Origin of the sequence: Sutcliffiella sp. FSL R7-0096 (genome assembly GCF_038595065.1) — a bacterium.
Classification (GTDB): Bacteria; Bacillota; Bacilli; order Bacillales; family Bacillaceae_I; genus Sutcliffiella_A.
The window spans coordinates 4,518,636-4,543,611 of the sequence record NZ_CP152003.1; the positions used below are offsets into that span (position 1 = coordinate 4,518,636).

At 40.6% G+C, this 24,976-nt stretch carries 28 protein-coding genes; 7 read left to right on the forward strand and 21 right to left on the reverse strand.

What is annotated here, in order from left to right; all coding sequences use genetic code 11:
• Positions 1-14 precede the first annotated feature (14 nt).
• From MKY77_RS23140 to MKY77_RS23205, 14 genes are all read right to left on the reverse strand, one after another.
• Entirely contained in the window at positions 15-1,313 is a 1,299-nt protein-coding gene (locus MKY77_RS23140) for a YhfT family protein (RefSeq protein WP_339147958.1), read from the reverse strand.
• 21 nt (positions 1,314-1,334) lie between these two features.
• Positions 1,335-1,694: a DUF2620 domain-containing protein gene (locus tag MKY77_RS23145; protein WP_339147959.1), complete on the reverse strand. Its 360-nt coding sequence runs from the start codon at positions 1,692-1,694 to the stop codon at positions 1,335-1,337.
• Positions 1,695-1,718: 24 nt separating this feature from the next.
• Positions 1,719-2,033: a PRD domain-containing protein gene (locus MKY77_RS23150; protein WP_342515536.1), complete on the reverse strand. Its 315-nt coding sequence runs from the start codon at positions 2,031-2,033 to the stop codon at positions 1,719-1,721.
• A 179-nt stretch (positions 2,034-2,212) separates the two neighbouring features.
• Positions 2,213-3,151 (reverse strand): GntR family transcriptional regulator YhfZ, encoded by a 939-nt coding sequence (yhfZ, locus tag MKY77_RS23155; RefSeq protein WP_342515537.1) that lies wholly within the window; start codon positions 3,149-3,151, stop codon positions 2,213-2,215.
• Positions 3,152-3,251: 100 nt separating this feature from the next.
• Complete coding sequence (locus MKY77_RS23160; RefSeq protein ID WP_339147960.1) at positions 3,252-3,707, reverse strand: hypothetical protein; 456 nt, start codon at positions 3,705-3,707, stop codon at positions 3,252-3,254.
• Between the two features lie 67 nt (positions 3,708-3,774).
• Positions 3,775-4,152 (reverse strand): nuclear transport factor 2 family protein, encoded by a 378-nt coding sequence (locus MKY77_RS23165; RefSeq protein ID WP_339147961.1) that lies wholly within the window; start codon positions 4,150-4,152, stop codon positions 3,775-3,777.
• A gap of 342 nt (positions 4,153-4,494) precedes the next feature.
• Positions 4,495-4,974, reverse strand: a complete 480-nt coding sequence (locus MKY77_RS23170) for a GNAT family N-acetyltransferase (protein ID WP_339147962.1) — start codon at positions 4,972-4,974, stop codon at positions 4,495-4,497.
• A 740-nt stretch (positions 4,975-5,714) separates the two neighbouring features.
• Positions 5,715-6,629, reverse strand: coding sequence for a nuclease-related domain-containing protein (locus MKY77_RS23175; RefSeq protein ID WP_339147963.1), 915 nt, complete (start codon positions 6,627-6,629; stop codon positions 5,715-5,717).
• Between the two features lie 164 nt (positions 6,630-6,793).
• Entirely contained in the window at positions 6,794-7,732 is a 939-nt protein-coding gene (gene rarD / locus MKY77_RS23180; protein ID WP_339147964.1) for an EamA family transporter RarD, read from the reverse strand.
• Positions 7,733-7,836: 104 nt separating this feature from the next.
• The gene (locus MKY77_RS23185) at positions 7,837-8,157 is read right to left on the reverse strand and encodes a hypothetical protein (protein ID WP_339147965.1); all 321 of its coding nucleotides are present in this window, start codon (positions 8,155-8,157) and stop codon (positions 7,837-7,839) included.
• Positions 8,154-9,635, reverse strand: coding sequence for a DUF6792 domain-containing protein (locus MKY77_RS23190; protein ID WP_342515538.1), 1,482 nt, complete (start codon positions 9,633-9,635; stop codon positions 8,154-8,156). The genes MKY77_RS23185 and MKY77_RS23190 overlap by 4 nt, the downstream gene beginning before the upstream one ends.
• An 85-nt stretch (positions 9,636-9,720) precedes the next feature.
• Positions 9,721-10,389: a hypothetical protein gene (locus MKY77_RS23195; RefSeq protein ID WP_339147967.1), complete on the reverse strand. Its 669-nt coding sequence runs from the start codon at positions 10,387-10,389 to the stop codon at positions 9,721-9,723.
• Between the two features lie 141 nt (positions 10,390-10,530).
• A complete protein-coding gene (locus tag MKY77_RS23200) occupies positions 10,531-11,193 on the reverse strand; it encodes a hypothetical protein (RefSeq protein WP_339147968.1) in 663 nt (220 codons plus the stop codon).
• Between the two features lie 247 nt (positions 11,194-11,440).
• Positions 11,441-11,599 carry a hypothetical protein gene (locus MKY77_RS23205; protein WP_339147969.1) on the reverse strand — a complete coding sequence of 53 codons (159 nt, stop codon included), beginning with the start codon at positions 11,597-11,599 and terminating at the stop codon, positions 11,441-11,443.
• 334 nt (positions 11,600-11,933) lie between these two features.
• On the opposite strand from MKY77_RS23205, the gene MKY77_RS23210 reads away from it, so the two are divergent.
• Together MKY77_RS23210 and MKY77_RS23215 are read left to right on the forward strand one after the other, a co-directional pair.
• Positions 11,934-12,629, forward strand: a complete 696-nt coding sequence (locus tag MKY77_RS23210) for a hypothetical protein (RefSeq protein ID WP_342515539.1) — start codon at positions 11,934-11,936, stop codon at positions 12,627-12,629.
• An 80-nt stretch (positions 12,630-12,709) separates the two neighbouring features.
• Positions 12,710-13,420: a hypothetical protein gene (locus MKY77_RS23215; RefSeq protein ID WP_339147971.1), complete on the forward strand. Its 711-nt coding sequence runs from the start codon at positions 12,710-12,712 to the stop codon at positions 13,418-13,420.
• A 287-nt stretch (positions 13,421-13,707) separates the two neighbouring features.
• Here MKY77_RS23215 and MKY77_RS23220 read toward each other — a convergent pair whose 3' ends face one another.
• From MKY77_RS23220 to MKY77_RS23240, 5 genes are all read right to left on the reverse strand, one after another.
• Complete coding sequence (locus MKY77_RS23220) at positions 13,708-15,201, reverse strand: zf-HC2 domain-containing protein (RefSeq protein WP_339147972.1); 1,494 nt, start codon at positions 15,199-15,201, stop codon at positions 13,708-13,710.
• Entirely contained in the window at positions 15,182-15,748 is a 567-nt protein-coding gene (locus MKY77_RS23225) for a sigma-70 family RNA polymerase sigma factor (protein ID WP_339147973.1), read from the reverse strand. The genes MKY77_RS23220 and MKY77_RS23225 overlap by 20 nt, the downstream gene beginning before the upstream one ends.
• A 184-nt stretch (positions 15,749-15,932) precedes the next feature.
• Complete coding sequence (locus MKY77_RS23230; RefSeq protein WP_339147974.1) at positions 15,933-16,496, reverse strand: thioredoxin family protein; 564 nt, start codon at positions 16,494-16,496, stop codon at positions 15,933-15,935.
• Between the two features lie 27 nt (positions 16,497-16,523).
• The gene (locus MKY77_RS23235; protein WP_339147975.1) at positions 16,524-17,327 is read right to left on the reverse strand and encodes a nucleotidyltransferase domain-containing protein; all 804 of its coding nucleotides are present in this window, start codon (positions 17,325-17,327) and stop codon (positions 16,524-16,526) included.
• Positions 17,328-17,349: 22 nt separating this feature from the next.
• Positions 17,350-17,703 (reverse strand): hypothetical protein, encoded by a 354-nt coding sequence (locus tag MKY77_RS23240; protein ID WP_342515540.1) that lies wholly within the window; start codon positions 17,701-17,703, stop codon positions 17,350-17,352.
• Positions 17,704-18,158: 455 nt separating this feature from the next.
• Here MKY77_RS23240 and MKY77_RS23245 point away from each other — a divergent pair, with 455 nt between their 5' ends.
• The 4 genes from MKY77_RS23245 to MKY77_RS23260 all read left to right on the forward strand — a co-directional run bounded on the left by MKY77_RS23245 (position 18,159) and on the right by MKY77_RS23260 (position 22,112).
• Positions 18,159-19,625, forward strand: coding sequence for a hypothetical protein (locus MKY77_RS23245; protein ID WP_339147977.1), 1,467 nt, complete (start codon positions 18,159-18,161; stop codon positions 19,623-19,625).
• The gene (locus tag MKY77_RS23250) at positions 19,622-19,999 is read left to right on the forward strand and encodes a GtrA family protein (RefSeq protein WP_339147978.1); all 378 of its coding nucleotides are present in this window, start codon (positions 19,622-19,624) and stop codon (positions 19,997-19,999) included. Before MKY77_RS23245 ends, MKY77_RS23250 begins: the two co-directional genes overlap by 4 nt.
• 11 nt (positions 20,000-20,010) lie before the next feature.
• The gene (locus MKY77_RS23255) at positions 20,011-21,000 is read left to right on the forward strand and encodes a glycosyltransferase family 2 protein (RefSeq protein WP_339147979.1); all 990 of its coding nucleotides are present in this window, start codon (positions 20,011-20,013) and stop codon (positions 20,998-21,000) included.
• Positions 21,001-21,185: 185 nt separating this feature from the next.
• Positions 21,186-22,112: an LD-carboxypeptidase gene (locus MKY77_RS23260; RefSeq protein WP_339147980.1), complete on the forward strand. Its 927-nt coding sequence runs from the start codon at positions 21,186-21,188 to the stop codon at positions 22,110-22,112.
• A 391-nt stretch (positions 22,113-22,503) separates the two neighbouring features.
• Here MKY77_RS23260 and MKY77_RS23265 read toward each other — a convergent pair whose 3' ends face one another.
• Positions 22,504-23,181 carry a hypothetical protein gene (locus tag MKY77_RS23265; protein ID WP_339147981.1) on the reverse strand — a complete coding sequence of 226 codons (678 nt, stop codon included), beginning with the start codon at positions 23,179-23,181 and terminating at the stop codon, positions 22,504-22,506.
• 217 nt (positions 23,182-23,398) lie between these two features.
• Between MKY77_RS23265 and MKY77_RS23270 the strand changes: the two genes are divergently transcribed.
• On the forward strand, positions 23,399-23,695 hold the full coding sequence (locus MKY77_RS23270; RefSeq protein WP_342515541.1) for a DUF3889 domain-containing protein: 297 nt from the start codon (positions 23,399-23,401) through the stop codon (positions 23,693-23,695).
• Between the two features lie 261 nt (positions 23,696-23,956).
• Here the strand turns inward: MKY77_RS23270 and MKY77_RS23275 are convergent, their stop codons facing one another.
• Positions 23,957-24,913, reverse strand: a complete 957-nt coding sequence (locus tag MKY77_RS23275; protein ID WP_339147983.1) for a carbohydrate kinase — start codon at positions 24,911-24,913, stop codon at positions 23,957-23,959.
• Positions 24,914-24,976 lie beyond the last annotated feature (63 nt).

Consider the following 24,976-nt stretch of genomic DNA (forward strand, 5'->3'; position numbering starts at 1 on the left):
CCTTCTAATCAAGTTTATTGCGGCGGTGTAAAGAGACCGAGTAACACTAAAATGTTTCCAATGACACCTACTGCAATGGCACCAAGAGGACCAACTGCCATGCGGACAATCGGGCGCCCGGCCGCTTCATTGAGCAAGTAAATACCTGCGATGGCAAAGAATCCGAAGCCAGGCACAATCGCATTGGCAGCGTTCGCTCCACCTATCAGCAATGCCACTTCAAGCACCCGTGTCATGGCAGTACGGATATTTTCACCAGAGGCGCGCACTCCAGGGTAGCGATCCAAAAACTTAGCCAAGTACGTCAACAACCAAACTTCCGCAAAAATAATCAGCGCCCCGGCAATGGCCGCAACCAGTGGGTTAGGTGACAGGATCCCTGCCCCAAAGACGAACGTGAACCCTGCAGGACCATATACTCCTGTTGCAATCGCGGTACTTGCAATTAGCGGTACAAATCCGATTGCTTTTGCAAAAGAGGCAATCGCACCCTCGGAGATTTTTCCTTCTGATAAAAGATTAAGAGATATCGGGTCTCCCGCAACAATCAGATAGTTGGCAGCTGCAGAAATAAGCGCCCCACTGACCATTAAAATCCAAACATGTTTCTTTATTCGATTCACACGATCCACAAACAGACTCGCAAGCGTAGACAAGCTCGTATCATCCGATTTCTCCCGGATGGCAAACGTCATCAAGAAAATCATCCCCACGACAAGAGCAATCCCTTCTGGACTTAAAACCACCGGCGTTCCTCCGATAGAAATAAGCTGCTCTGTGTTGGTGAAAACAATGATTTGACGTGCAAGAGCGGAAACTAAAAAGGCGATAATCCCTTTTTTTACCCCAAATTGCAGCGCAATCGCAATCGCCGGGAAGACCATAAAGGATACGACAACCGGCGCGCCTACTAGATTGAACCCATCAACAAAATTCAGCGGCAGCTTTTCAAACCCTGCCACCACAAATTGAAGGCCGAAATAAACACCAGCACCATAGAGTCCACCAATCAGACCGGCTAATGCAGTCGACACCTTTCCTTTGTTCAAGGAAAGCCCGATGATATCCGTTCCTAGTAAAATACTGTGAATCAACAAGATACCACCAGCAATGGAGATTGGTATTCCAAATCCAATGACAAGTCCAAAGCTCATTGCGAATGCAGTAACAGAAAGTTCTTTCCGTGACATGCGTCCTTCCAAATTTTCCGGTACGATCGGCCTCAAACCATCATTAAAAACAGCAATCCCCATATTCGCCATGACGGCTCCTACTACCCCTAGTAAAATTAATATTCCTGCTTCTAATACCATGAAAAACTCCCCCGTTTCTCCCTACTTTTTTAAAAGCTCAGCCAATAGCAACTCCACCGCTTTTTCCTTATGATCCCCTGTAAAACCGAAAGCTGTTGCCCCTTGCTCCACTGCCTCCTGCACCTTCGCCTGCACCGGTGGTTTCCCTGGCATGGAGATGGTGGCACATTTGTTTTTCCCAAGAAGCGCAATGGCCATCGCTAGTGCACCGCCTCCACCCGTATGGCAAGCCCCCACATAATAGTCTGCCTGTCCATTCTTCAACATCATGGCTGCCTCCAAATCCGGCTTGACTTGTGTTTCTACTTTTCCATTGCCATGCTCTTTTACCAACTTTTCAATTTCACTTTTTTCTACTTGCCCGCCAATTACGATTTTCATAGTTAAACCCTCCAGATTTATAGTTTAATTGGTTAAAGCGCTTACAAAATGCATTTGTAAAAAGGCTTTTTCCTCTTGTGGCAAAGGCTCCCCCAATTGCTGTTCAATCCATTCCACTCGTTTGTTTGCTTCATGGATATAAGGAGATTGTTGCACCTCCTCCATTATCATCTCGGGTGGTGCCGAGAGCTCTTCTCCCCTGTCCATCCTCGTCACCGCCATGGCCAAATGGGTAATGAGCATTTGGTACTTCTCTTCTTCTTGAGTGGAATTCACATAAGCTTCCATTGTTTTGAGTGTGATTGCCTGTGCACGTTCCGTAATGGTTTCCGTCGACATAAGAATATCGACCCTATTCTTTAGCATGCTCACTTTTTTTCACGACCTTTCTTTTAAATTAGTATCAAAATACAAAAAATTGTATTTTAGGATTATAGTAGTTTGAAAGCATTATTTTTCAAGCAGACTGCGGGGTCTTCTACAGTTTTTTTGCTGAAGACTCCGCAATTTATATAGTTTTAATACCTCGGGATCACTTCATTTCTCTCTACTTGCTTCTGAACTTCCCTTACCTCATCCATTGAAATAAGCTTTAATAGATATTCCAGTTTTCTATTTCCTCTGTTCATCAAGCATACGGCTTCGGTCATTTCCTCTTCCATCTGCAGAGCAGCTGAAGTAGTCAGAGGGCGGATGTTGATCTGATTTTGATTCCTTTCATCCACATTCCAAACAGTTGCATCAATTTTCCCTGCCTGCAGATTGGATAATAGATGCATATAGTTCAGCGAAATCAACTCGACATCTTTACCTTCTGTTTCTGCAAGTATCAACGTCTTTTGGTCAGTGGATGACGGGTCTACCCCTATCTTCATCCCATCCTTAATTGATTCGGAAGCTTCATCTGCAAACATAAGGGCATGATTGGATACATATGATTGGGGACCAAAAGCAAGTCCCAACTCTAGGTTGTTATCTTCCTCCATATGCTGCCTGGCGGAAAACTTCGATACCAAAGCAAGGTCATATCTTCCTTCACGGAGCGCCCCGACCCGAAGGCTTGAGCCTCTCATGAAAGCAATGTTAAAAAAGATATTCAGTTTTTCGAAGGCAAAGGTCAGACCAGTGGCCATCCCTTCATACTTTTTTGAATATGGCAAAGGCATCACCGCTGTTACCTGATTGACCCCTGCACATTTTAATAATTCGTTCGTATCCTTATACCGGAGAAACGTTCCAAGGTGGCCGCGCGACTCCAAGGAAATAGCCTCAAGCTTTACAAGCCTCTGAAGAGTCGTTTGTATGGTTCCCCGTCCGACCTCAAGCTCTTTTGAAAGATCCTCCACTCGCGGTATTCTTTCATTCATTTCCACAAAAAGCAGCTTCTCACTAAGCTTCTGCAGAATAATCCCGCTTTTTAAATATAAATTTACACCCTTTTTCAATAGCTTCACCATCACAATATACAATTTGTTGTATATTGTGATGGTAACATGTGGGAGAGGTTGTTTGCAAGCGTTTTCTTTTTTTAGAGGAGGGGGGAGTTGGGGGAAACAATTAAACTCCCACCACAATAATAATTCCCCCTTCTTCCATATGATAATTCTTAATTTTTCCTATTGGGATCTTACGAACAATCTCCCAACTATTAAAATCAATTCTAATATGCCCGCTCTTATAGGTAAGGTGCGGCGGCTTATCGAAAATGCGTTTATTAAGAATACTGAGGTTTAAGGGTTTGAGTTTCGCAATCTTGAAGATTAGCTCTCTACCTTCTATCCTGACTGGTTGGAGGATGATGGAAAAGGAGAGATCCTTCTTTGTCACCTTTAGGTCCGCTTGCGCTTTCCCGGTAATGTGAATTTCCCCCTTCATTATTTTTACGGTAACTTCTTGGAGTTTGTCGTTTCTTCGAAGGACTTCTTGCAGCATGGTAGCAGTGATTGGCACCGGAATGCCATTGGCGTCTTTGACGCGATTAATTCCACTCTTTACTTTTTCGAAAAAATCCATGGAAATCGCCTGCTTTCTTGGAATTTCACATTGTCTAACAAGTTGTTTTCCCCGTCACCTCCACCTATTAAAACATCCCATGCTCATTAGGCGTTTCTTCGGGAATTGCCTGGCCGACATCCCACAATTCCACAATCCTCTCGCCTTCAAAACGGAAAATATGAATCACTGCCGCTCCGAGGTCCATAGGATTCTGTTTAATATGAGAGTGAATGGCAACGGTATTTCCATCTGCAATAGCATGCTTCACTTCAAGCGTTTTGTTTGGGCTTTGAGCTGCGTTCTCCTCCATTGCTTGTATGAGCGATTCAGCATCCCCGCGAAAATAAGGATTGTGGTGACGGAAATCAGGGGCAATGTGGTTTTCAAATGCTTCACCGATTTTTCCGGAAACAACCATTTGGAGAAATGAGATGGCTGCCTCTTTGTATATATTACTATTCATTTTTATCTCAACCTTTCATGTATGTATTTATGTTGCTTACCTTAACATCTACCTCTACTGAACCACGATAATGCTCTTCATAAACTTCGTCTTTTGTTAGCATAAGTCCTTCACCATCCTAAAATAAAAAGACTCCTCTGCTACATAAGTAAAGGAGCCTGGGAATACCATGTACTTACGGATGGACCTTTTCGCCCTGGAAGTCTAAGTATGTAATACCGATCATGACTGTTGTTGAATGGATACCTGAACCGCAGGGTTCCCTAAATGGCAGGCACTGTTACCCCAAGCCATGAAGATAAGGTTGCGGGTAGGAAAACAACGTAATTGTTGCCCGGAATCTTACTCCACATTAAAATTTCTATTCAGCTTGTATGCAAATATCTCCTCGTCAAACTCTTCATCCACTAATCCCGTATTCACAAAACCATTCCGTTCATAAAAGGCTTTTGCAAATGAATTTTCTTTTATGATACTTAATACAATTTCCTCAACTTCATGATGTTCGGCAATGAATTCGATAATAAGTTGGAGAAATGCTGCTCCAAAGCCTCTCCCCTGAAACTTTGCATCCATCATAAAGCGATCCAGCCAAATATAGCGATTTTCCTTATTTTCTGCGCCGATCATGACGAATCCAACCGGTGTTATTTCATTAAACAAACCGTAGCATTTCCATCGGTGCTTTGTATCGTATACTGACTCCAGGAGGGAAATCTCATTTTGTTCGATATATTTTTTTTGATTGTCTGCGACTTGAAGAGCAATTATTTGACGCCAGTTTGATGAGTTGACTGGTTGAATTCTTAGTGAATCCTGCATTATTTACCTCCTATAAATATTATTGTGACTAGGTGAGTTATGAAGACAATCTCACTTTGTTTTTCCTCTTGAGATTGTCTTCGCCACCCTCTAATGACAATCTCACTTTGTTTTTCCTCTTGAGATTGTCTTCATCCACCCTCTAATGACAATCTCACTTTGTTTTTCCTTTTGAGATTGTCTTCATCCACCCTCTTATGACAATCTCACGCTGATTTTCCTCTTGAGATTGTCTTCATCCACCCTCTTATGACAATCTCACGCTGATTTTCCTCTTGAGATTGTCTTCATCCACCCTCTTATGACAATCTCACGCTGATTTTCCTCTTGAGATTGTCTTCATCTACCCTCTAATGACAATCTCACTTTGTTTTTCCTCTTGAGATTGTCTTCATCTACCCTCTAATGACAATCTCACTTTGTTTTTCCTCTTGAGATTGTCTTCATCTACCCTCTTATGACAATCTCACTTTGTTTTTCCTCTTGAGATTGTCTTCATCCACCCTCTTATGACAATCTCACTTTGTTTTTCCTCTCGAGATTGTCTTCATCTACCCTCTAATGACAATCTCACTTTGTTTTTCCTCTTGAGATTGTCTTCATCCACCCTCTTATGACAATCTCACTTTGTTTTTCCTCTCGAGATTGTCTTCATCCACTCTCTAATGACAATCTCAACCTGCATTTCCTCTCGAGATTGTCTTCAGCCATTCCGCAACAAAAGACTCCTTAAAAATGAATTAAAATTCATAGTGACGCAATTGTTTCTTTCCTTTACATTGCATATGTCTCTTTAAGGCTCGACTTATCGTCCGCTTTGGTAACACTTCACCACACCACTCAAAAATATTACTCGTGGTAATTTTCTTTTCTGGGAACAACATGGTAAGTTCTCTCACGTTTCTCATAATGAGGGATTCCGATATTTCTTTCTCCCCACAACTATTGCATCTACATTTAGTTGCAATAACACTCATCTCATATGCTCCACACTTTATACAAGTACTTCCTTTTCTAAGTTCATGAAATTGGTAGTTTGGAGGGAGATGAAAGGGTGCTTCTTGAATATGAAGGGAGCTAAGCTGATTGGCTAATATATTGTGGTTATTGTTCAATTTTGGAGAGTTAAATTGGAATCGCTGTAGGTATCTATCAATTTGGCCAGGAAAAAGAAAAGGCTTATTGATGGGTGCTTGGTATAGGGTGAATTTAGGGTTGATGAAAACGATTAATGCTTGGATAGGTAGGTTGCAGCCGAGGTTTTGGAGAAGCTGACGTAACAAAGATTCAGTCCTGTTTAGTTGGATTAAAGGATTGGTTACCTCTGATTGCGGAGGAATTCGAGTGTATAAGCGGTCTGAATCGTAGAAATAGTCACCATCAAAGTTCTTGATTTCAAATAGATAAACAGTGTCAGGGGCAATAATTAAAGTGTCTATTTGAAAGGTATTTCTATTTTGCAGTAGAAGCAGATCGTTGAGAATGAGACATTCAGACTGAAGGGTGACGGTTAAATTATCAAATTGTACTTCCCCTTCATATCCTTTACGGAGGTTGTATAGGTGCTTCCTCTCCTTTTCTGATAACTTAACTCGAGAATTTAAGTACTGGTAAACCCGCAATTCACGTGACATGGTTCGAGATTTATATAACATGGCACACTCCTTTTTGTATAAATATAACAGATTGAGTGTTAGTAGTGTGAATTTTTAATCATTTTCCTAGTTTATATGATGAAGACAATTCTCCGTTCATTTCCTCTCAGAAATTGTCTTCATCCACTCCCCCATTACAACACAATCCCCTCAACAAAAACTCATCAAACCCCCTTACCAACCGCCACTGCTCGCTTCAACCGCCAACCTCTCATCAACGTATACGTATAAATCCCAAGCGCCACCCAAATACACATAAACGCTACAAGGTGCGCGTCCGTAAACGGCTCATGGAACAAATACACACCCATGATCAGCTTGATTGTCGGGGCAAAATACTGCAAGAGGCCGACCATGGAAAGCGGAATCCTCTTCGCGCCGCTCGCAAATAAAAGCAACGGGACGGCCGTGACCACACCGGACAGCAACAGAAGCAACGTCACCGCTACCTCTCCTCCGAACGCTCCACCACCGCTACTCACGCCATGCACATAACTTAAAAACAACAACGCAAACGGTGTAATTAGAAGCGTTTCTATCGCAAGCCCGACCAACGCTCCCACCTGAACCATCTTCTTGATCAACCCATAAAAAGCAAAACTCAATGCAAGCATGATCGCGACCCACGGAAAAGTTCCAAAGCTGAATGTCAGCACGAGCACTCCCGCACCCGCTAGAATGATAGACAATGTCTGCAATCCAGACAGCTTTTCTTTTAACACAATGACGGCAAGTAAGATGCTTACCAACGGGTTGATGTAGTAGCCGAGGCTCGCTTCGATAACGCGGTCGGCATTCACCGCCCAAATGTAGAGACCCCAGTTAATGCTGATGAATATGGAGGCAAGGCTTATTCCAATCAACCTTTTCCGGTTCTTCAAGAGACCCTTGAGCTCCAATGTAAAGGAAGGGATTTTACGCAACGCTGCCAAAATAAGCAACATGAACACTAGCGACCACACAATCCGATGCGCAAGGATCTCACCGGCCGGGACACCGTCCACCAGCTTCCAAAATAGAGGAAGAATCCCCCAAAGTATGTAGGACAAACCCGCACAGATAACTCCTAATCCAAACTCCCTGTTTTCTGCTGTATGATTCATGTCAGTACCTCTTTTTTCTTTTTTAATTAGTTTAGAGGCGCTACTAAAAAAATGCAACGAAAATGTTTCGAGATACGAAAAAAGCGAGGGGCATCAAGCCGCACTCACTCCTCCTCATAATAAAGCGTATAATCCCTCACATGGGCCTCTTTAAGAAAAGCAGCGAAACGGGAATGGTGTTCAAATAGTAGACGGTGCTGATCTTGGGCTTGGGAAGTTGTGATGCGTCGGTACATTTCGAGGAATTGTTCCAGTGAATCGATGTATTCGCCTGCTTGGTTGGAAAGGTGCTTTTTGGACTGCACAATGCTTTCATTTATTTCTTCGTTTCTTCGCAGTAGGTTTTTTAAGGTTGGTGATGCGTTATGCAGGAACTCACCGGAGGAAAACGGAAATTTGTATGTATCTTTTATTATTGGGCTCATCTGCTTCCTCCTGTCACCATTTGCGCGGAACGAATGCTACCGGCTAGCTCCTTGTCTCTATCAAAAAGAACATCCAGTGTCCCCACAACATCTTGAATGAATTTCTCCAGATGCTTGATTTCCTGTTCAATCGTTTGTATGATCTCTTCAAGTGGCCCCAACACCCCATGCTCGATTGGTTCGAAGCTCTCATCAAACACAACACTTCTGGCTTTTCGCTCTTTCGGAATCCCACCCAGGATCCCAAAATTCGGCATCCTACTTTTAGGGAGTAGTACACTCGGATTTGCCTCCAAAGCACTTATGCCCATTCCTATGTCAAACTTTACTCCTAAATAGATTTCTTCCAGTTCACCATGGATATAGCCCCTTAACTCCCGAATGATTTGCTGCTTATCCCCCACACCATTCCGGCATCTTTCCATGAATAGCAACAATTCTTCCCTATCAAGGAGAATCGGCATACCACCAATTGGATCAAGCATATTGAAGTATGTCTTCATATGACCTGTTCGATATAGCTCGGTTAGATGTGCAATTCCATGATACTCTAGTTGGTCACGCTGTTGGTATCCTTGAACCAGCTGATATCCAAAATACGGGTTAAATATTAAAGGTTTTGCAGACTGATTTGCTTCTTTTGCAATATTTACTCCTAAAATGAACCTCCCCAACGGACTCTCATACATCTCTTTCGCTTTCTCCATCCCTATCTTCCTATCAAAATTCCCAAACCCTTCAATAAATGAAGAAACCCCAGCATTATACCGTAATTCCTGCAACTTAAAAAAAGGCATCCAGGTCAGATGGGAAAAAGGATACTGCGCAACATTCGTGAATTCCTCCGTGTCCAAGTCACCCAAATAATGAATCTGCGAACCTATGTAAAGCTTACCTCTGAAATCTTGAGCATACAGAGGCTCCCCTTTGACACGAACATGTTCAATGATTTGGGCAGGTTCGTTGTAGTACTCTTTGGTGTATTGGATTAGGTCTTTTTCTGGGAGTTTAGAAGGTCTAGCTATTCCTAAGCGGTTTCTAAGATGTCTCTCAAAAACTTCATCGAATTGATACATGGCGTAAACGTTTAAAGGCGCATCATTCAAGCCACGAACATTAACAAATTGTTGATGTTTATAATTAGTATTAACCTTCAACGCAAGATTAACAACAATGTGGCCGCCTAATGAATGACCATCTCCAAAAATTAATGGATTAGAACCCTTCTTCTCAATTTCACTGCTTACTTGTTTAAAGAATTCCTCTGCATGAATAAGTTGTGAAGTGTTAGTTGCTGCAGCAATTCCGGTAGTGTTGTAATAAATGTCTTTACCGTCATGGGTTCCGCGGAAAATATAGAAAACTTGATCTATATTCCTCTCAGGGACCTGGATATGAATAGCTAAACCGTCCATTCCGGATGGATGACCAATTTTAAATGATTCACTGCTATATAGGCTTAAATTGTCTTTAGTCAATGACAAACCCGTATCTATGAGACATCACCGTATTGAATTAACGTTAATTCGTTTCTAGCGTTTTTTGATAGAATCGATTCTTCTTTCATGACTCTTCCCTCAAGTTGGCGTTAAATTCGACACTTTCCATTAATGTCTTCATAAACTTTATTTCTTCACTTTCATTAATTGAACAACCATCGGGACATACAATAGAATAATCTAGTTCTAAAATTTGGTTAGACATCTTATCAGCCACAAAACCATAATAAACGTTGGCAGCTTCTCCTGTACTTCCTTGGATCATCTTATTTTTCAAAGCATCATATTTTTCTACTGATTTTCCAAAAAATATTATTAAATTATCATGTTCATATATCTCAAAATCCTGCTCTTTATCTCTATCAGTTTTTAAAATCTCTAAACGTGTTTCTACCTGCCCATCTTCGACTTCTTGATAAGTTCCTTTTAAGCCTAAACTATCCTTTCCTTCCAAGTCCACATATCCATTCCACAACTCAAAAAAATCACCTTGACGCCCATAAGCATCTGGTTCATTGTCAAGTTGAAAGTCACTCGGAAACAACATCTTATATGTACCAATTTTGGATTCAAACACATGGAACCCTTCAGGCGCCTGCTCCTCCTGTATGATAAAATTTCTGGTAAAGGAATCCTTTAATGCAGGCGTATCGTATTGCATGCCTTTCACGACGAAGCCTCCTCCAATCAATAAAATTCCGATAAAGCCAAGCGCTATCCATTTCTTATACAAATATAATCGCTCCTTTCTATAAGAGCTTTTTTCAAAATTATACCATGAAGTTACTATTCTGGCCTTTTTTGTTTGATCAGGGCCATAAGTTAGAGCGAAAGTCCTATTCATATCTTTTATGAGAACAAGAAAAGATAAGTTTTAGTTGTAAAATTCCACACTCTCTAACAATCCCTTCATAAATGACCACTCTTCTTCTACATCTATGGAACAATTATCTTTACATATAAGAGAATAATTTAACTCCAATGATTGATTAGTCTTTCTATTTGCTACAAATCCATAATAAACATTTGCTTCTTGTTCATTTGGGTCACCTAGTACCATTTTCTTCTGAATAGAATCGTATTTTTTAACCATCTTCTCAAGAAAGATGATCTTATCGTCATATTCATAAGTCTCATAATGCTTCGTTCTAATCCTTTCCGATTTTAAAGTTTGTAAGTTTCCTTCTATTCTTCCTTCGCCTAGTAATATAAATGTTCCTTTTAACTCAATCTTTGTTTTAGCATCTTTAGAAGTATCTAAATAAGCTAACCAGCTCTCAAAAGAATCCCCTTGTCTACCATAAAATTCAGGCGGATCGCTAACCAATTGAAAATCAATCGGAAACAACATAGTATATGTACTAATCTTAGATTTAAACAGATGAAATCCTTCCGGTGCTTGCTCGTCTTGTAAAATAAAGCTCCTTGTAAAGGGATCCTTTAAAGCGGGGGTAGAGAACTGCGCATCTCTTAATATAAAACTGGCACCTATTAGTAAAATACCAATTAAACCTAGAGCAATCATTTTTTTATACAAAGTTATTACCTCTTCTCCAATAAGACTATTTTTAAATTATACCGCTTAGATATTATTTACTGAGTAACTGGTTTTGTTTATAGAATGGAATTAGTATAGAAAGCAAAGACCATTTTTCTATATTAATAGTAAAAATGCTCTTGGAAATTAAAATTAGAAGTTTTTGAGTGGGTAAGATATATATAGTGGTGAGTACCTGAGAAGAGATACGAAGATTAAGGAAAGTTGAAACGTACCCAACTTTCCCCTAGCCGTTCAACAAGGTTGTAAAAACAATGGAAAGCACAAAACTTAATGATAAGGATATTAACCAATCTTTCTTCCTTGTCGTTTTCAGTAGTATATTTGCAGTTGAAGTAATAGCCAGTAGTATGCAAAAAACAAAAAGGATCATTATTAAATCCATCTTTATTGCCCCCTAACTTACCATTATTTAATATCGTTTTTATGGTATCACACTTGTAATTTTTAATATATATGTGAATTTAAGGGTCCGGTTGATTCTAGCTATCATTCCTGGTTTTAAATCCTTTTAGCACCATAGCCAACTAAATGATATAATACAGACGAATAGGTCTTATTACCTAAAATAAACAAAAGGAGCACCTCTACATATGGGAATCTATGACCCTGAACGAAACCTCAGAACCCACATACTCAAGCTCTTCCACTCACATCCAAAGTCAATCGAACACATCTTAAAAGACTACCATTCCAACTCCTCCCTTAACCACGCGCTAGTGACGAGTTTAAAGGAGAAAATACTCTTAAACTTAAGAAACTTTCCCGTATGGGATAGGTTTGAAGATGAAGAGATTGAGAAATTGATCGAGCTAGAACTGCACTATCACATCGAAAAAATGAAGTCCGTCCATAAAAAGCAAACGTTTAATGCTGGATCCTTTAGTTCTCATTTTCCTATTCAATTTGCGGTAACTTCGCTACTTATAATCTCACTACTCCTCTATACCATTTATCAGGTATTAGTAAAAGATTTCTCCCCCTCTTCAAACAACGTTCAATATATTAAAGGTAATATAGAGACCTCTAGTGGCTTTGTTCTTCTATTCATCGGAATTGCCTTCCTTCTAATCGCAGGGCCACGGGTTGAAAGATTGTACGGTTCTGTAAAATTTATATACCTGTTACTCCTACCAGGGTGCATTGTTTTTCCTTTTCAAAATGGAACAATAGTCGAGCTTTTATCTGGGTGTATCTGTGGAATAATGGGAATCTGTCTAGGATTGACCTTATTAAGAAGAGGAAGAGCTAGCTTGGATAAGGCTTGGGTGATATGGGGATGCTTTTTCATTTATCTTGCAACCTATTATAACAAGTTTGGATCATTGTTTAACCCTTTTCCACTTATTGTTGCTGCTGTAATCGGGCTTCTTTTCTCGAAATGGATAAAATTTAAAGTTCATGGAGTGAAGTAGGCCCACTTTCTAAATTTATAGGCGATATACCCTTGCAAAAATGCGATAAAACCATCATATTAAAAGGTAGGAGGTGCGATATGCGAAACGATATACAACCAAATGAACGGGCATATTCGACCAAAGAAGTTGCGGAAGAAGTGGGAATTGCCACACCTACAGTACGTAAGTATGGACAGATATTAGAGCGGAATGGGTACGAGTTTTTAAAAGATGGTGACAGACGAATCTTTGTTGAATCGGATATCGATGCCCTTGTAGCGCTACGCGATACGGACAAGCCACTCGACAGCACGGCACGCGACATTGTGGGGCTACAAAAAGAACGGTTAGAAAACACAACTGAAACGGACATAGCGCTACCCGATACGACCGATACTCTACCGAGCGATCCAAATCAGATTAAAGAAGCTTTTAGATATTTAGTCAATGAGCTAGCAGTAGCACGTGAGATGAATGTTCAGCTCAAAAACGATATGACACATATTAAAACAACAGTAGCTCAGCTTCAACAAGACCATCATGTGATTAGTTCCAGCATTGGAAACTCTGCACAACGAACTAATAACAAGATTGAAAGATTAACAGAACAGCAAAGAGCTAACTACGAAGCTTTACTAGAACAAGAAAGAGAAAGAACGGAACTCTTACAGGAAGAAATACAAAAAATGAGGGACGACCAGAAAAAAGAGTGGGTATCCCAGAATGATTTTAATAGACGATTAGAGGAAGAAATGCAAAAGCGTAATGGTGGCAATTGGAGTTGGCTGTTTTCTCTTTTCAAGAAATAAAGTACTGTTATTAGTAGCGTATCGAGGGGCGATATACAAGTGGTAGCCCTAACAAATACGCTTTTGAGCTAATACATATTGGATATCTCTTATATCGGTGCACGATACGATGTAAAAATACGATAGAAAAATCGCCTATGATACATTGTAATGTTATCATAGGCAATTTTTTAACTGAATTACGGGTTTTTGTGTCGTATCTTGATTTGTCAGCTCTCATAATTCAACAATTTCCCGAGAAATATCACATAAAATGACTGTATGTCGACACTTTCAGACTCCTCCGTTTATCTTTTCAAGGGCACTTCTTTTTCCAATGGAAACCACTTAGTAATACTCTGTATGTCTATGTTATAGATTTCGGTGTTATTTGGCATAGTGGTTTGAAAGACAAATGTACCTTCTGATGTAACACGGTTACTAGTGATTGCTGTACTGAAAATTTTATTATCACCTTTCACTTCCACGGTGAAATTTTCCACATTTTCTATTGATGTCCTTCCTGTTATTGTTACCAATTTAGCGTTTTCCGTTTCAGGCTCGGTTGTGACAGAATCAATGATCCAGTTATTCACTTGAACATTCTCGGATTGATCTGTTAGTTCAAATTGTGTGTTTTCAGGCTCGTGTATTCGGAAGCCTTGGACCACAAGTTTTAATTCTTCCTCTAGAGAGAGTTCCTCTTGGCCATCCCTTCCGTTTACCCTATTAGTGAATTCAAATTCTGTGGTGAAAGATTGCCCCATGTTTGAAAAAGAGCTTATGCCATCTGGGATGAGACTTTGTTCTCGATCTCCTGAGACAATCTTGAGTTCCGGCATAATCATGGAATATTCTTCTGTACCTTCTTCACGCGCATTTAATAAATTTTGGATCCGCTCTTTCTCCTCAGGCAAATACTCTGATGTAAGTGTCAGTATATGGGCATTCGTAGAGGTTTCCCAATCTTGAAAAGTACTAGTAAAACCAGCTCCAAGATAATCAAAACTAATGGGATTTTTGCTAGTTTTTGCCTTTCCTTCCCTGATATCAATTGGTATCTCCAGCTTCCAAGCCCCCTCCTGTAAAAACAGTTCCTCAAATTGAAACTGCATCTTGAAGGAATCAGGCAAGTTCTCCATTTCCCCTGGCTTTATCACGATGGAATTCTGGAATCTGTCATTGCCTCCCCATGCTACCTCTCTGAAGGGTAACTCCTGTCCGTTTGCGTCAACGATTTGCGCATTCGGTGGCATCCTTTCGTACTCATCATGAACTTGAATTATGTGTTCCACATTATGTTTCTTTAAGTAATCCTCTAACACCCATTCTTCCGGCTTTAATCGGTAAAAAACTTCTATTTTCAGAGGGCTTGCACTTATATCGGTGACTTCCAGCAAGACACCTTCGTCCTTCACTGAAAACAATGCTTCTTTTTCTTCTTCAAATACTGGTAGGCTAGCATTGCCCCCATCACATTCTTTTGTACCACTATAGAAGGCTGCTCCAACTCCTAATGCCAGGACAATGCTTGCAGCAGTTAACAACTGATACGGCCAGTTGCGCTTTTTCTTTCTCGCCTGATACGGCTCGAGCTTGCTTAACACTTCACCGTCAAATCCAGCGGGTAGTACCGGGGATTGAATCGCTTCTTGGAGGAAGGCATCCTCTTTTTGTAGTGCGCTCACCACTTCGCGACAGGATGGGCAGAACTCCAAGTGTTTTTCAACATGCTTCTTTTCATCCTGTGACAGTACTTCATCCACATAAGCAGCCAGCTGATCAAATTCGAAACATTTCATGAAAATAGCCCCCTTCCTCTCGTTTCATGTTTTCCCTCAATCGATTTTTTGCCCGGTGGATTCTGTTGGCTACCGTGTGTACGGGTATGTTCAGCACTTCTCCAATCTCCTCATAACTCAAGTCGTTCGTATATTTCAGAAGGACAATGAGGCGATCTTCTTTTTTTAGCGTTGCCAATAGGTTTTCCAACTGCCTGTATTTTTCTTTTTGAAGATAAACGACTTCCGGGGTGAGGGTCCCGCCACCAGTTTCGTCCAAATATTCCACCGTTTCTAGTTTCTTTTTTCGAAATGTATCCATGCAATGATTGACCGAAACCCGGTACAACCAGCTTGCAAAGGTCCCCTTTCGGTCATATTTATCAAGCTGCCCATACACCTTGATAAAGCACTCCTGTACAAGGTCCTTGGCGTCCTCCGGATTCTCCACCATCCGGAGGACCATCCCATAAAGCCTGTTCTTATATCGATTTATAATAAACGCGAACGCCTGCTTATTCCCCGCAAGCACCTGCTCCACAAAATAAAGATCATCCTGCTGTTCCAAAAACCCATCTCCCTTTGTACTTGATGCCCTGATAGTGCTACCTACTCATTATAACGTGTTGATTGTCGAGAAAATTTCAAGAAGAGAAAAATGATTTTTGTGGCGCCGAGGATCTACCGGGGGATTACATAGAAGTAGCCCGAAGTTATTTAACATAACCTCGGGCTACTTTTGTGTTCGATATCTATCTCTTTTCCAAAACGTTCAACAATGTGGCTTTAATACTCTCATAGACATATGTCCATAGAGTTCCATCCGCTACATATCTCTCCCTTAATGTAGCAATGAGTTCCTTCTGTTTTTCTGCAAAAGTAGGATCTTCTTTAGGTGGCAGCGCCGCGCGGAGTTCATCCACGATTTGTTGCACTTCAGGTGCTCGCGGTCCCCATTTGCCTAAAAGTTCGCCTTGTTCGCTCAAAATTAAAATCATTGGAATCGCACGGCCCCCATTTGTCAAATGGCGGTCAATCAGGCTTGTGTCTGCATCCCTTAAAGCTACTCGAACATCAATATCTGCAGCCTCGGCCAACTTGCGAATGACTGGGTTGATCATCATCGCGTCGCCGCACCAATCTTCTGTTATCGTCAGAAAGTGCAGGGACTGATGTTGCAACTTTTCTACCAATCCGTCGGCAGGCAATCGGAATTTTTCATAGACTGTGAAGCTTTCTTCTTTCAATGTACTCATTTCATCCATATATGTCTGTATGGATTTTCCTTCTAAGAAAAATTGTTCTTCGGTTTTCATTGTGGGATCCTCCTGTATGTTTGATGGTCAATCTCTTTTCTTTGCTTCCTTTGTAAAATGGTCAACTGCCCATTTACTTTCCTTTTCCAATATCGATAATGCTTTAAGCTTACCTTGAGGCGCATCATTAATCCATTGCTGAAATGTCTGTACCACATCTTTCTTTTCAGGAAAATATTGAAGGAAGATATCAGCTTGTTCCTCAAGCTTTGTCGACCATATCTGCGAGCGGGCCATGACCATAGAGTAGAAGGTTCTAATCAGTTTTCTGGCGAAGCCTTGTGTCGTTACGTGGAATTCAGCGTCAGTTGCTCCTTTTAGCTTTTTAAAATATCGCTCAGAAACTTCAGCTATATCTCCATTAAAACTTATCGCTATGTCCTCTGTCAGCTTATAAGGTCCGAACTGTCCGCGAAGGTCCTCTCCATCTACACAAACACAAAGTTCACATAGGAATGCCTGTTCGTGATAGTTATTCGGATTCATACAATAATCCAGAGTGGTTTTCGCAATGCCTACATCGCGGACCAGCGCGTGATACTTCTGGGACAAACTCTCTCCTAGCTGCTTCACTCTTTGTTGTTCGTTATTATGCAGGTCTCGGTTGAATATAGCCAGTATGTCCAGATCTGACTTACCCTTTTTCGCATCCCCCCTGGCTACACTTCCGTACACATAAACACTATGTAGCAGGTTAGGAAGCTGTAGATGAAGGGTTTCTATTGTTTCTTGGACACATTTTTGAAAATCGGTTGTTATTTTTTCCAATCCCACATCGCGGACAATAAATCCATTCTCATCCAGTCCATATCCTTTACGCATAAAGTTCATTAGGTCACTCCTCTCTCAAGGTTCAGTTTTTTTTCGGTAGTAATACCAAGTCGAAAAAAGATAATCCAAGCGACATCCCGAAAGCGATTGAGATAGATTTATAGTAGTTAGGATCACTCAAGTTTATGAGAAAGCTCAGTCCAAAGAATATGACAAAATAAAGAATGAATCGACGCGTCCTCCTTTGCAACTCCGGACGCGGTAACTTTCTTGCTTTCCATAAGATCGCAGAGAGGAAGTAACACAATGAAGCGATCAGGAAAATTGCATAGCCGCCTACCATCACCGTTGCGAATGGGTGATTTACATCCTTGGAAACTATGAAAATGGTTAGGATGGTGTAAATACCGAATATTAATAAGTATGTCATGGACATTCTTCGCATAGTTTAGACCTCAATTCTAATAATTTCCTTAAATTTAATTATTTCAGAGATTTAACGGTTGCTCAATAGAAAGATTAAAGGGAAAATCTCTATAATACCGTGTTTCCTTAGCTATAAGTTGTAAAAATATGGTTTATCGTTAATTAGAATTCAATTTTTCTATTCTTCGATGAATATATTGTAAATTCATCAGCTTTATTGTATATTTTGCTTATTTTTTTGAATACTTGAGATCCCACTTACTTCGGAAAACGCTTTGCACCCAAGCAAAAAGTGAGCACCGTGCTAATTCCCTCATCTCCTCCCGTTTCCCTATTGTCCAATTCCTATTTCTGTAATATAATCTATTCAGCTATTTTATTTTTTCTAATATAAGGAAACAATTTAATATATTACTAAAGAAAGAAGGACTTGGTTTTGGGAAACAGGTTTAAGGTGAGTTAGCTGTGAGTGCAGGTATGTTTCACTTTATGGAAAAACTTGTATTTATTATTTTTTATAGTGTTGTTGGTTTGATAGTCGGGATCAATTTGTTTGTATCGAGGGGGCATCATTCCATTAGTGCCATAGCTCCAGATTATTTTGGAGTAGGGACCATTGTTATTGTGCTATTCATACTGATAGCCTTTTTTAAATTTCGCACTTCCGTTTTTAGATTACTAGAGAAGGTTCCGGTGACCATTTGGGTTGCCGGGTTTTTAGGCTTTAGCATCATTTTTCAGCTGGTCGTGGTCAAGCTATTTGCAGTCAGGCCTTCTTGGGATTTTGGTGCGCTCGTAAATGGGACAAGGCTTTATCTAGAGACCGGAGAGGTAAGTGCCTATTTTTCCATTTACCCTAACAACATCTTTTTGTTTTGCCTGTTAGTAGTCATTGGGAAGGTCTTCACTCCTTCTGTAATCGTTTATCTTCTTTTTAATATTTTCATCATCACTATTAGTCAGTATTTGATTTTCACGATTGCCGGCAAGGTAGCAGGGAAATCCACCGCAATGGTCACCTTGGCAGTTAGTGTATTGTTTTTCCCATATATCTTTTTTGCACCGGTTGTTTATACGGATACGATATCGTTAGTGTTTTTGTTATTACCATTAAATATGCTGCTGGATAAGGATGGGGAGTTCAAAAGTAATCTTCCTACCCTTTTAGGGGCTGCGGTCATTTTCGCTTTCGGTATGTTGTTGAAGGGCTCCCTGATCATATTCATCATTGCTTTTGCTATCACGCTTTTCTTTTACATGAAAGGCTGGAAAAAGGCATATGTGATTCTTCCTTTTGTGGTGCTAATCATGGTGAAAACGATATTCAACAGTGCTCTATACCAATTGGAAATCTTAGATAAAAGACAACTTCAGCAAACTAGTTTCCCGGTTTCCCATTGGATGGTAATGGCTCAAAACGGGGATAGGTTCGGGAAGTATTCGGGAGATGATTTTGAATGGACTAAACAGTTACTTGAAGATCACCCACGAAATCAGGTTTCTGATATTCATTTTCAGGAGCTAAAAAATCGCATGGAGGAAAAAGGACTTCAAGGTAATCTAGTCTTTAATTTGGAGAAAATAATGCATACTTGGACAGATGGAACCTACTATTCCTTGAATAAAATCAAGCGAAATCCAGTAGTCCCTGAAAATATTACAAGTTTGCTCGACTACAAGTCCGGAGATCTGCTCCAAGGTTATGCGAGAGTGCAGCATTTAGTTTTAGTTATCGGGTTGCTTTTTGCGGCAAGCCTTTTGAGAGAAAAGAAGACGTTTGTGATGTTCTGTATGCTGGCAATCGTCGGTTACTTCCTATTCTTTCTTTTATGGGAGACGCGTTCGAGGTATTTGGTAAGTGTGACGCCGCTGATCATCCTGTTGAGCTGTATGGGTTATTTTAAAATAAAGATTAGGAGATTCATAGGATGAAGCGATTCCTTAAATTCGGGACGGTTGGGGTTTTCAACACGTTGATAACGTTACTTAGTTTTACGTCCTTTTATTATATTGGCATAAATTATTTACTGGCACATGTGATGGGGTATGCCCTTGGGGTGTTGAACAGTTTTTACTGGAATAAAAGATGGGTCTTCAAGGATGAGAGGAAAAAAACAGCAATTTTTTATAAATTTGTTGCGGTAAATCTGGTGACACTTGGCATTCATACCGCACTATTATACCAATTGGTTAGTAATGCCGGTCTTCAACCTGTACTAGCAAACCTTTTGGCAACAGGTGCAAGTTTATTGATTAATTATTTCTTAAATTCAAGATGGACGTTCCATCAACAGCAAGTAGGATAATGGAGGATATTATGCGAGAGTTAATTTCTATTGTGGTTCCCATGTATTTTGAAGAAGAAGTTGCCCAGGAGTGCTATAACAGGCTGAAGCATGTGATGGATGAAAATTATATAAATTATGAGTTTGTTTTTGTGAATGATGGCAGTACTGATCGGACGATGGAGATTTTAGTGGATATCGCTAGGTTTGATCCACAAGTGAAAATCATTAACTTTGCGCGGAATTTCGGACACCAAACTGCTGTGACAGCAGGTATTGATTATACATCAGGGGATGCGGTCGTGATTATTGATGCTGACCTGCAGGATCCGCCAGAAGTGATACCAGAACTTATTGCGAAGTGGCATGAGGGTTATGATGTGGTATATGCCAAGCGGAAGAAGCGTGTCGGGGAAACGAAATTTAAGTTACTTACAGCAAAATACTTTTATAAGTTCCTAAACTATATGTCAGATATTGACATCCCTAAGGATACAGGCGATTTCCGCCTGATTGACCGGAAAGTGGCGGATGTGTTCAAGCAGATGACAGAGCGTAACCGCTTTGTTCGGGGCATGTTCTCTTGGATCGGCTTTAAACAGACCTTCATCGAATATGAACGTGATGAAAGGTTTGCCGGCGAAACAAAATATCCTTTGAAAAAGATGATTCGATTTGCTTCAGATGGTATTATCGCCTTTTCTACCAAACCATTGAAGCTAGTGATGTCGCTTGGATTCTTTTCTGTATTGATTTCGTTTGGCGTATTACTTTACGCTATTCTCGTAAAGGTTTTCGGACATCAGGTGGAAGCAGGATGGGCCTCCATCATGGTAGCAATCACCTTCTTTAGCGGTATCCAACTCCTGGGGATGGGGATAGTCGGTGAATACATCGCAAGAATATATGATGAAAGCAAGAATCGCCCTATTTATGTGGTGAAAGGGTTGGTGGGTTTTGGGGAGAGCTATAATGACCCGTCATCTAGTGCTAAAGTGGAGGCTGGGCAGGTTGAGAATTGAGTGTATGAATAGTTTATAATGTTAAAGCGCCAAGGGGGATTTTCCTTTGCGCTTTTTTTTTAGTGTATTTTAAGGTTGTAATCTTCAAACTTGGGTCCACACAGGATTCCCTCTCCCCCTTCCCTTCTCAAAAAAAATTCCCGTCATATATATAGAAGTAATATGAATATTGAGGAGCGAAGAAAATGGCCATTAAACCACCTGTTCTACAAAGTGGAGATACAATTGGATTGGTTACTCCCGGAAGTCCCCTAGATGCAGCGATTATAAATGCGAGGGTGCAATTCTTGAGGGATATGGGGTTTAACGTTGTTTTTGGCGAGTACGTATATTCTATTGATGGGATTGTGTCTGCCCCTGCTGACAAAAGGGCAGAGGATATCATGGATATGTTCCAGAATCCAATTGTGAAGATGATTTTACCGACCCGTGGTGGAACAGGTGTGCAAGGTATACTTCCTTTTCTTGATTTTAATGTGATCAAGGAGAACCCTAAGCTTATTTCAGGATACAGCGACAACACGGTCTTGTTGAACAGCCTCTATCAGTTCAGTGATCTTACTACCTTTCATAGCTTGATGCTCATTGACTTCCGAGCGGAAACGCCTGCTTATAATTATAATCAATTTTTCGCAGCCACCTCCACGTTCACATCACCACGCGCCATTCAAAATCCACCAGAAATGACGCTTTTGAGTGTCACGCCTGGTAGTGTGACTGGTCCCATCGTTGGAGGCAATCTGACATCCATCGTGAATACCCTTGGCACTCCATATGAAATCGATACAAAAGGAAAAATCTTATTCCTTGAAGAAGTACATTCTCCTACTACGATGATTTTCCGCTTCCTGACCCAGCTGTCCATGGCAGGCAAATTCAACGATTGTATCGGCATTATCATGGGTGAATGCACGGATTGTCCCGCTTCCTACAACACTACATACTCAGACCTAATCAACTACTTTTTCGTTCCTTTAAGAAAGCCCCTTATGATCAACCTCGCCACCGGCCACGGCAGATACAAAGCCGCCATCCCAATAGGCGCCAGCGTCAACCTGAATACAACGAATAATACGTTAACAGTTCTGGAACCAACGGTATCGTGGGGGTAGGGGGCATCACAGGGACACACACCGTGACCCATAGTGGAATAGCACTTAATCGTAGTAGGGGGATGTAAATATATGAATTCTTGACTATTTGAGTGTGTTTTTTAAATAATTGGGAGCATTTTTTGTATGCTTATCCCCTTTATTTGACTATTTCAGCTTTTGAATAATTCACTTCACTGATCTAGCGTGGAGGCATTGGGGTCAATTCAGCAAGGTAACCTCTCTGCTCAACTGAAGTTATATCGATAAACTATTCAAAATTAGTCGATATATGACGCAACTCTCTTATTCCTAATCCAAAGGTACCGAAATTTAGTTTAATCAAACGTTTGATTAAAAATTTCTATCTTAAAAAAGTAAGAGCCTGAAAATCACTCCATAAACCTAAAAGTCAATCCTCGAAAAACTCATACAATTCCTCTACAACATTCGTCTTATAGACCAATTTCTCTTTATCAAAGACCAACATAATCGGAAATTCCGCAATCCCAAGTTCTTCTTTGTAATCCACCACATATTCCTTATCGTAAGGCCTCCAAGTAGCAACCACTTCTTTATTCGTAATTTCCAAAACCTCTCCATAAAGAGTCTCTTGCAACTCCGCAGGCAAGGTCGATCCTTCTTCATACATAACAACTAGATTATACCCGTCCACATGTGATAACAGCCTTGCATACTTTTCTTCGTAGGTCATCTCTAAAAGGATAATCTCTTTTGGCGTGCCTTCAAAGCTTCCTCCCCTAGGTGGGTTCACCAATACTTTTTGCCCCCTCTTTAGGTCTTCGATAGATGCCTCGGTTCCGTCCTCATGCTTAATTGTCGTTTCTTCCCCCACCTTAGCTATGTAAGAATAACCCTCATCTGTTCCATTTGGCCCTTTCCTACTTCGTTTTTCCCATTCGGAAATGTCAACTTCAACTTTACCTGTACTAACACCCCAGACATTTCCAATCATTTTATCATCTTCAAAATGTGAGTAAGCGCTCTCGTCATTTTCCACTGCTTGAGATCCACAAGCAGTAAGAAATAAAATACCAAACAAGATTAACATGAAAGATGAATGCCTCATAGCTTCCCCTCCTTGTATCATAGGGATTGGCGTCGATATTAAAATACCGCATGCCTCCTACCCTACTATTTTCTTCAGAACCTCTCTTTATCCTTCTTTTCCAAACACACTCTCTTTTTCAAACTAATCCAACAACAACTGGGCATTATACATAGTAATTGGAGGGATTAAAATGAGGAAAAGCACACTGTTTTCATGTATAGCATGTCTACTGTTTTTGGGATTTCAACCAATACCATTTATAGAGGCCACACAAGAATCAAATGAACAAACACCAAGCTATGCAAAATGGGGCCAACTCGCGATGAAACGGACAAAAGAGGAGTATCCAAAAGCGGATATCGTTGACTACCTTCATGTGGGTAGACAGGAGGGGCCAGTGTTAACAACGGAAAAATTTAGGCTATGGCTAAAAGAAGGTACCACCGAGTTCGGAGTGGAGGTTACAATTAGTTTTTATTCAAAGAGTGAGGCTGTTAAAGAGGTTGAATTAAAAAAAGTCGCGCGGCGGTAAGCTAACTCAGAACCTATCGCTAGGTACGATTAAATAGCCCAAGGTAAAGCCTTCAACCTTGGGCTCATCTAATTAAAAATTGACAGTATACCTGCTCCGTATCTCTATCCGCACGATTTCACCAACAATTATGCATCACCATATAACATAATGTCATTGGCCTCTTTTTTAGTGGAATTTCCCTCACTCTCTTTAAACTGCCAGCTGGAAATTAAATTGCTTACATCCGTCATTCCTGTTATAACCTCTCGAATACTGTATCTATATAACTTCTTCCAATGTTGGAATGGCTGTAATTGCCCCTACCTTTGTACAAACCAAGGCGCCTACTTTATTGCTGAATAAGATAATCTCTTTAAGAAGTTGAAAATCTTCCAGTATTCTTTCAGCGTTATTCCCATTGGAAAATTGAAAAAGTGCGGCTCCCACAAATGCATCACCTGCTCCAGTCGAATCAATGGAATCTACGGGAATACTAGGTATCGTTTCTTGTTGCTTTCCGTTTGAGATCAATGTGCCTCTTTTCCCCAATGTAATGGCCACTATTTTTGCTCCCAGTGCATGAAGAATTTGCACACCGGTTTCAAGCTCCTCGGTACCTGTAATGATTTTTAATTCCTCTTCACTGACTTTCACAAAATCAGCCAATGAGATTCCTTGTTTCACTAAATCGATAAAACTACTTTCCCTTCCTTTCCAAAGGTCCAACCGATAGTTAGGATCAAAGGATATAAACTGTCCTCTTTCTTTTGCCGATCGCAAGGAAGTTAAGTAGGTGGTTCTGAAAGGTTCCTGCAATAGAGCCGTTGCCGAACCGAAATGCAGGATGGCAGCTTGCTCCATTTTGTCTTGATCAAGTTCCTCCTCCAATAAAAAAGCATCTGCCCCCCGATTAAAAACAAAGTCTCTTTCGCCATTTTTCTTTAATGACACAAAGGCCAATGTTGTCGGGTTGATTTTATCGAATACAAGCATCGACGTATCAACCTTTACCCCGTCCAATGTATTTTTCAGAAAGTGCCCAAATGGATCATTCCCCACCTTTCCACTGAACAACGCATATCCTCCCAATTTCACAATGGTTGCACATACATTGGCAGGAGCTCCCCCTGCTTGCTTTTCAAAGTTTTTCCCTCTTACTAAATCAATGTCCACGTCTGTACAGAAAAAATCTATCAGTAGCTCTCCCATACAAATGATCGAATTATTTTCACCCATCAAAAGTTCCACCTTTCCATCAATAAAGCTCTAATCAGATTCCGATTAGAGCTTTTCTTTACA

What these genes read in the sequence shown, in the direction of transcription:
- MKY77_RS23140 (WP_339147958.1), bottom strand. Translation starts at nt 1,313, where the DNA reads ATGGTATTAGAAGCAGGAATATTAATTTTACTAGGGGTAGTAGGAGCC.
- MKY77_RS23145 (WP_339147959.1), bottom strand. Translation starts at nt 1,694, where the DNA reads ATGAAAATCGTAATTGGCGGGCAAGTAGAAAAAAGTGAAATTGAAAAG.
- MKY77_RS23150 (WP_342515536.1), bottom strand. Translation starts at nt 2,033, where the DNA reads ATGTCGACGGAAACCATTACGGAACGTGCACAGGCAATCACACTCAAA.
- yhfZ (WP_342515537.1), bottom strand. Translation starts at nt 3,151, where the DNA reads ATGGTGAAGCTATTGAAAAAGGGTGTAAATTTATATTTAAAAAGCGGG.
- MKY77_RS23160 (WP_339147960.1), bottom strand. Translation starts at nt 3,707, where the DNA reads ATGGATTTTTTCGAAAAAGTAAAGAGTGGAATTAATCGCGTCAAAGAC.
- MKY77_RS23165 (WP_339147961.1), bottom strand. Translation starts at nt 4,152, where the DNA reads ATGAATAGTAATATATACAAAGAGGCAGCCATCTCATTTCTCCAAATG.
- MKY77_RS23170 (WP_339147962.1), bottom strand. Translation starts at nt 4,974, where the DNA reads ATGCAGGATTCACTAAGAATTCAACCAGTCAACTCATCAAACTGGCGT.
- MKY77_RS23175 (WP_339147963.1), bottom strand. Translation starts at nt 6,629, where the DNA reads ATGTTATATAAATCTCGAACCATGTCACGTGAATTGCGGGTTTACCAG.
- rarD (WP_339147964.1), bottom strand. Translation starts at nt 7,732, where the DNA reads ATGAATCATACAGCAGAAAACAGGGAGTTTGGATTAGGAGTTATCTGT.
- MKY77_RS23185 (WP_339147965.1), bottom strand. Translation starts at nt 8,157, where the DNA reads ATGAGCCCAATAATAAAAGATACATACAAATTTCCGTTTTCCTCCGGT.
- MKY77_RS23205 (WP_339147969.1), bottom strand. Translation starts at nt 11,599, where the DNA reads ATGGATTTAATAATGATCCTTTTTGTTTTTTGCATACTACTGGCTATT.
- MKY77_RS23215 (WP_339147971.1), top strand. Translation starts at nt 12,710, where the DNA reads ATGCGAAACGATATACAACCAAATGAACGGGCATATTCGACCAAAGAA.
- MKY77_RS23220 (WP_339147972.1), bottom strand. Translation starts at nt 15,201, where the DNA reads ATGAAATGTTTCGAATTTGATCAGCTGGCTGCTTATGTGGATGAAGTA.
- MKY77_RS23230 (WP_339147974.1), bottom strand. Translation starts at nt 16,496, where the DNA reads ATGAAAACCGAAGAACAATTTTTCTTAGAAGGAAAATCCATACAGACA.
- MKY77_RS23235 (WP_339147975.1), bottom strand. Translation starts at nt 17,327, where the DNA reads ATGAACTTTATGCGTAAAGGATATGGACTGGATGAGAATGGATTTATT.
- MKY77_RS23240 (WP_342515540.1), bottom strand. Translation starts at nt 17,703, where the DNA reads ATGTCCATGACATACTTATTAATATTCGGTATTTACACCATCCTAACC.
- MKY77_RS23250 (WP_339147978.1), top strand. Translation starts at nt 19,622, where the DNA reads ATGAAGCGATTCCTTAAATTCGGGACGGTTGGGGTTTTCAACACGTTG.
- MKY77_RS23255 (WP_339147979.1), top strand. Translation starts at nt 20,011, where the DNA reads ATGCGAGAGTTAATTTCTATTGTGGTTCCCATGTATTTTGAAGAAGAA.
- MKY77_RS23260 (WP_339147980.1), top strand. Translation starts at nt 21,186, where the DNA reads ATGGCCATTAAACCACCTGTTCTACAAAGTGGAGATACAATTGGATTG.
- MKY77_RS23265 (WP_339147981.1), bottom strand. Translation starts at nt 23,181, where the DNA reads ATGAGGCATTCATCTTTCATGTTAATCTTGTTTGGTATTTTATTTCTT.
- MKY77_RS23275 (WP_339147983.1), bottom strand. Translation starts at nt 24,913, where the DNA reads ATGGGTGAAAATAATTCGATCATTTGTATGGGAGAGCTACTGATAGAT.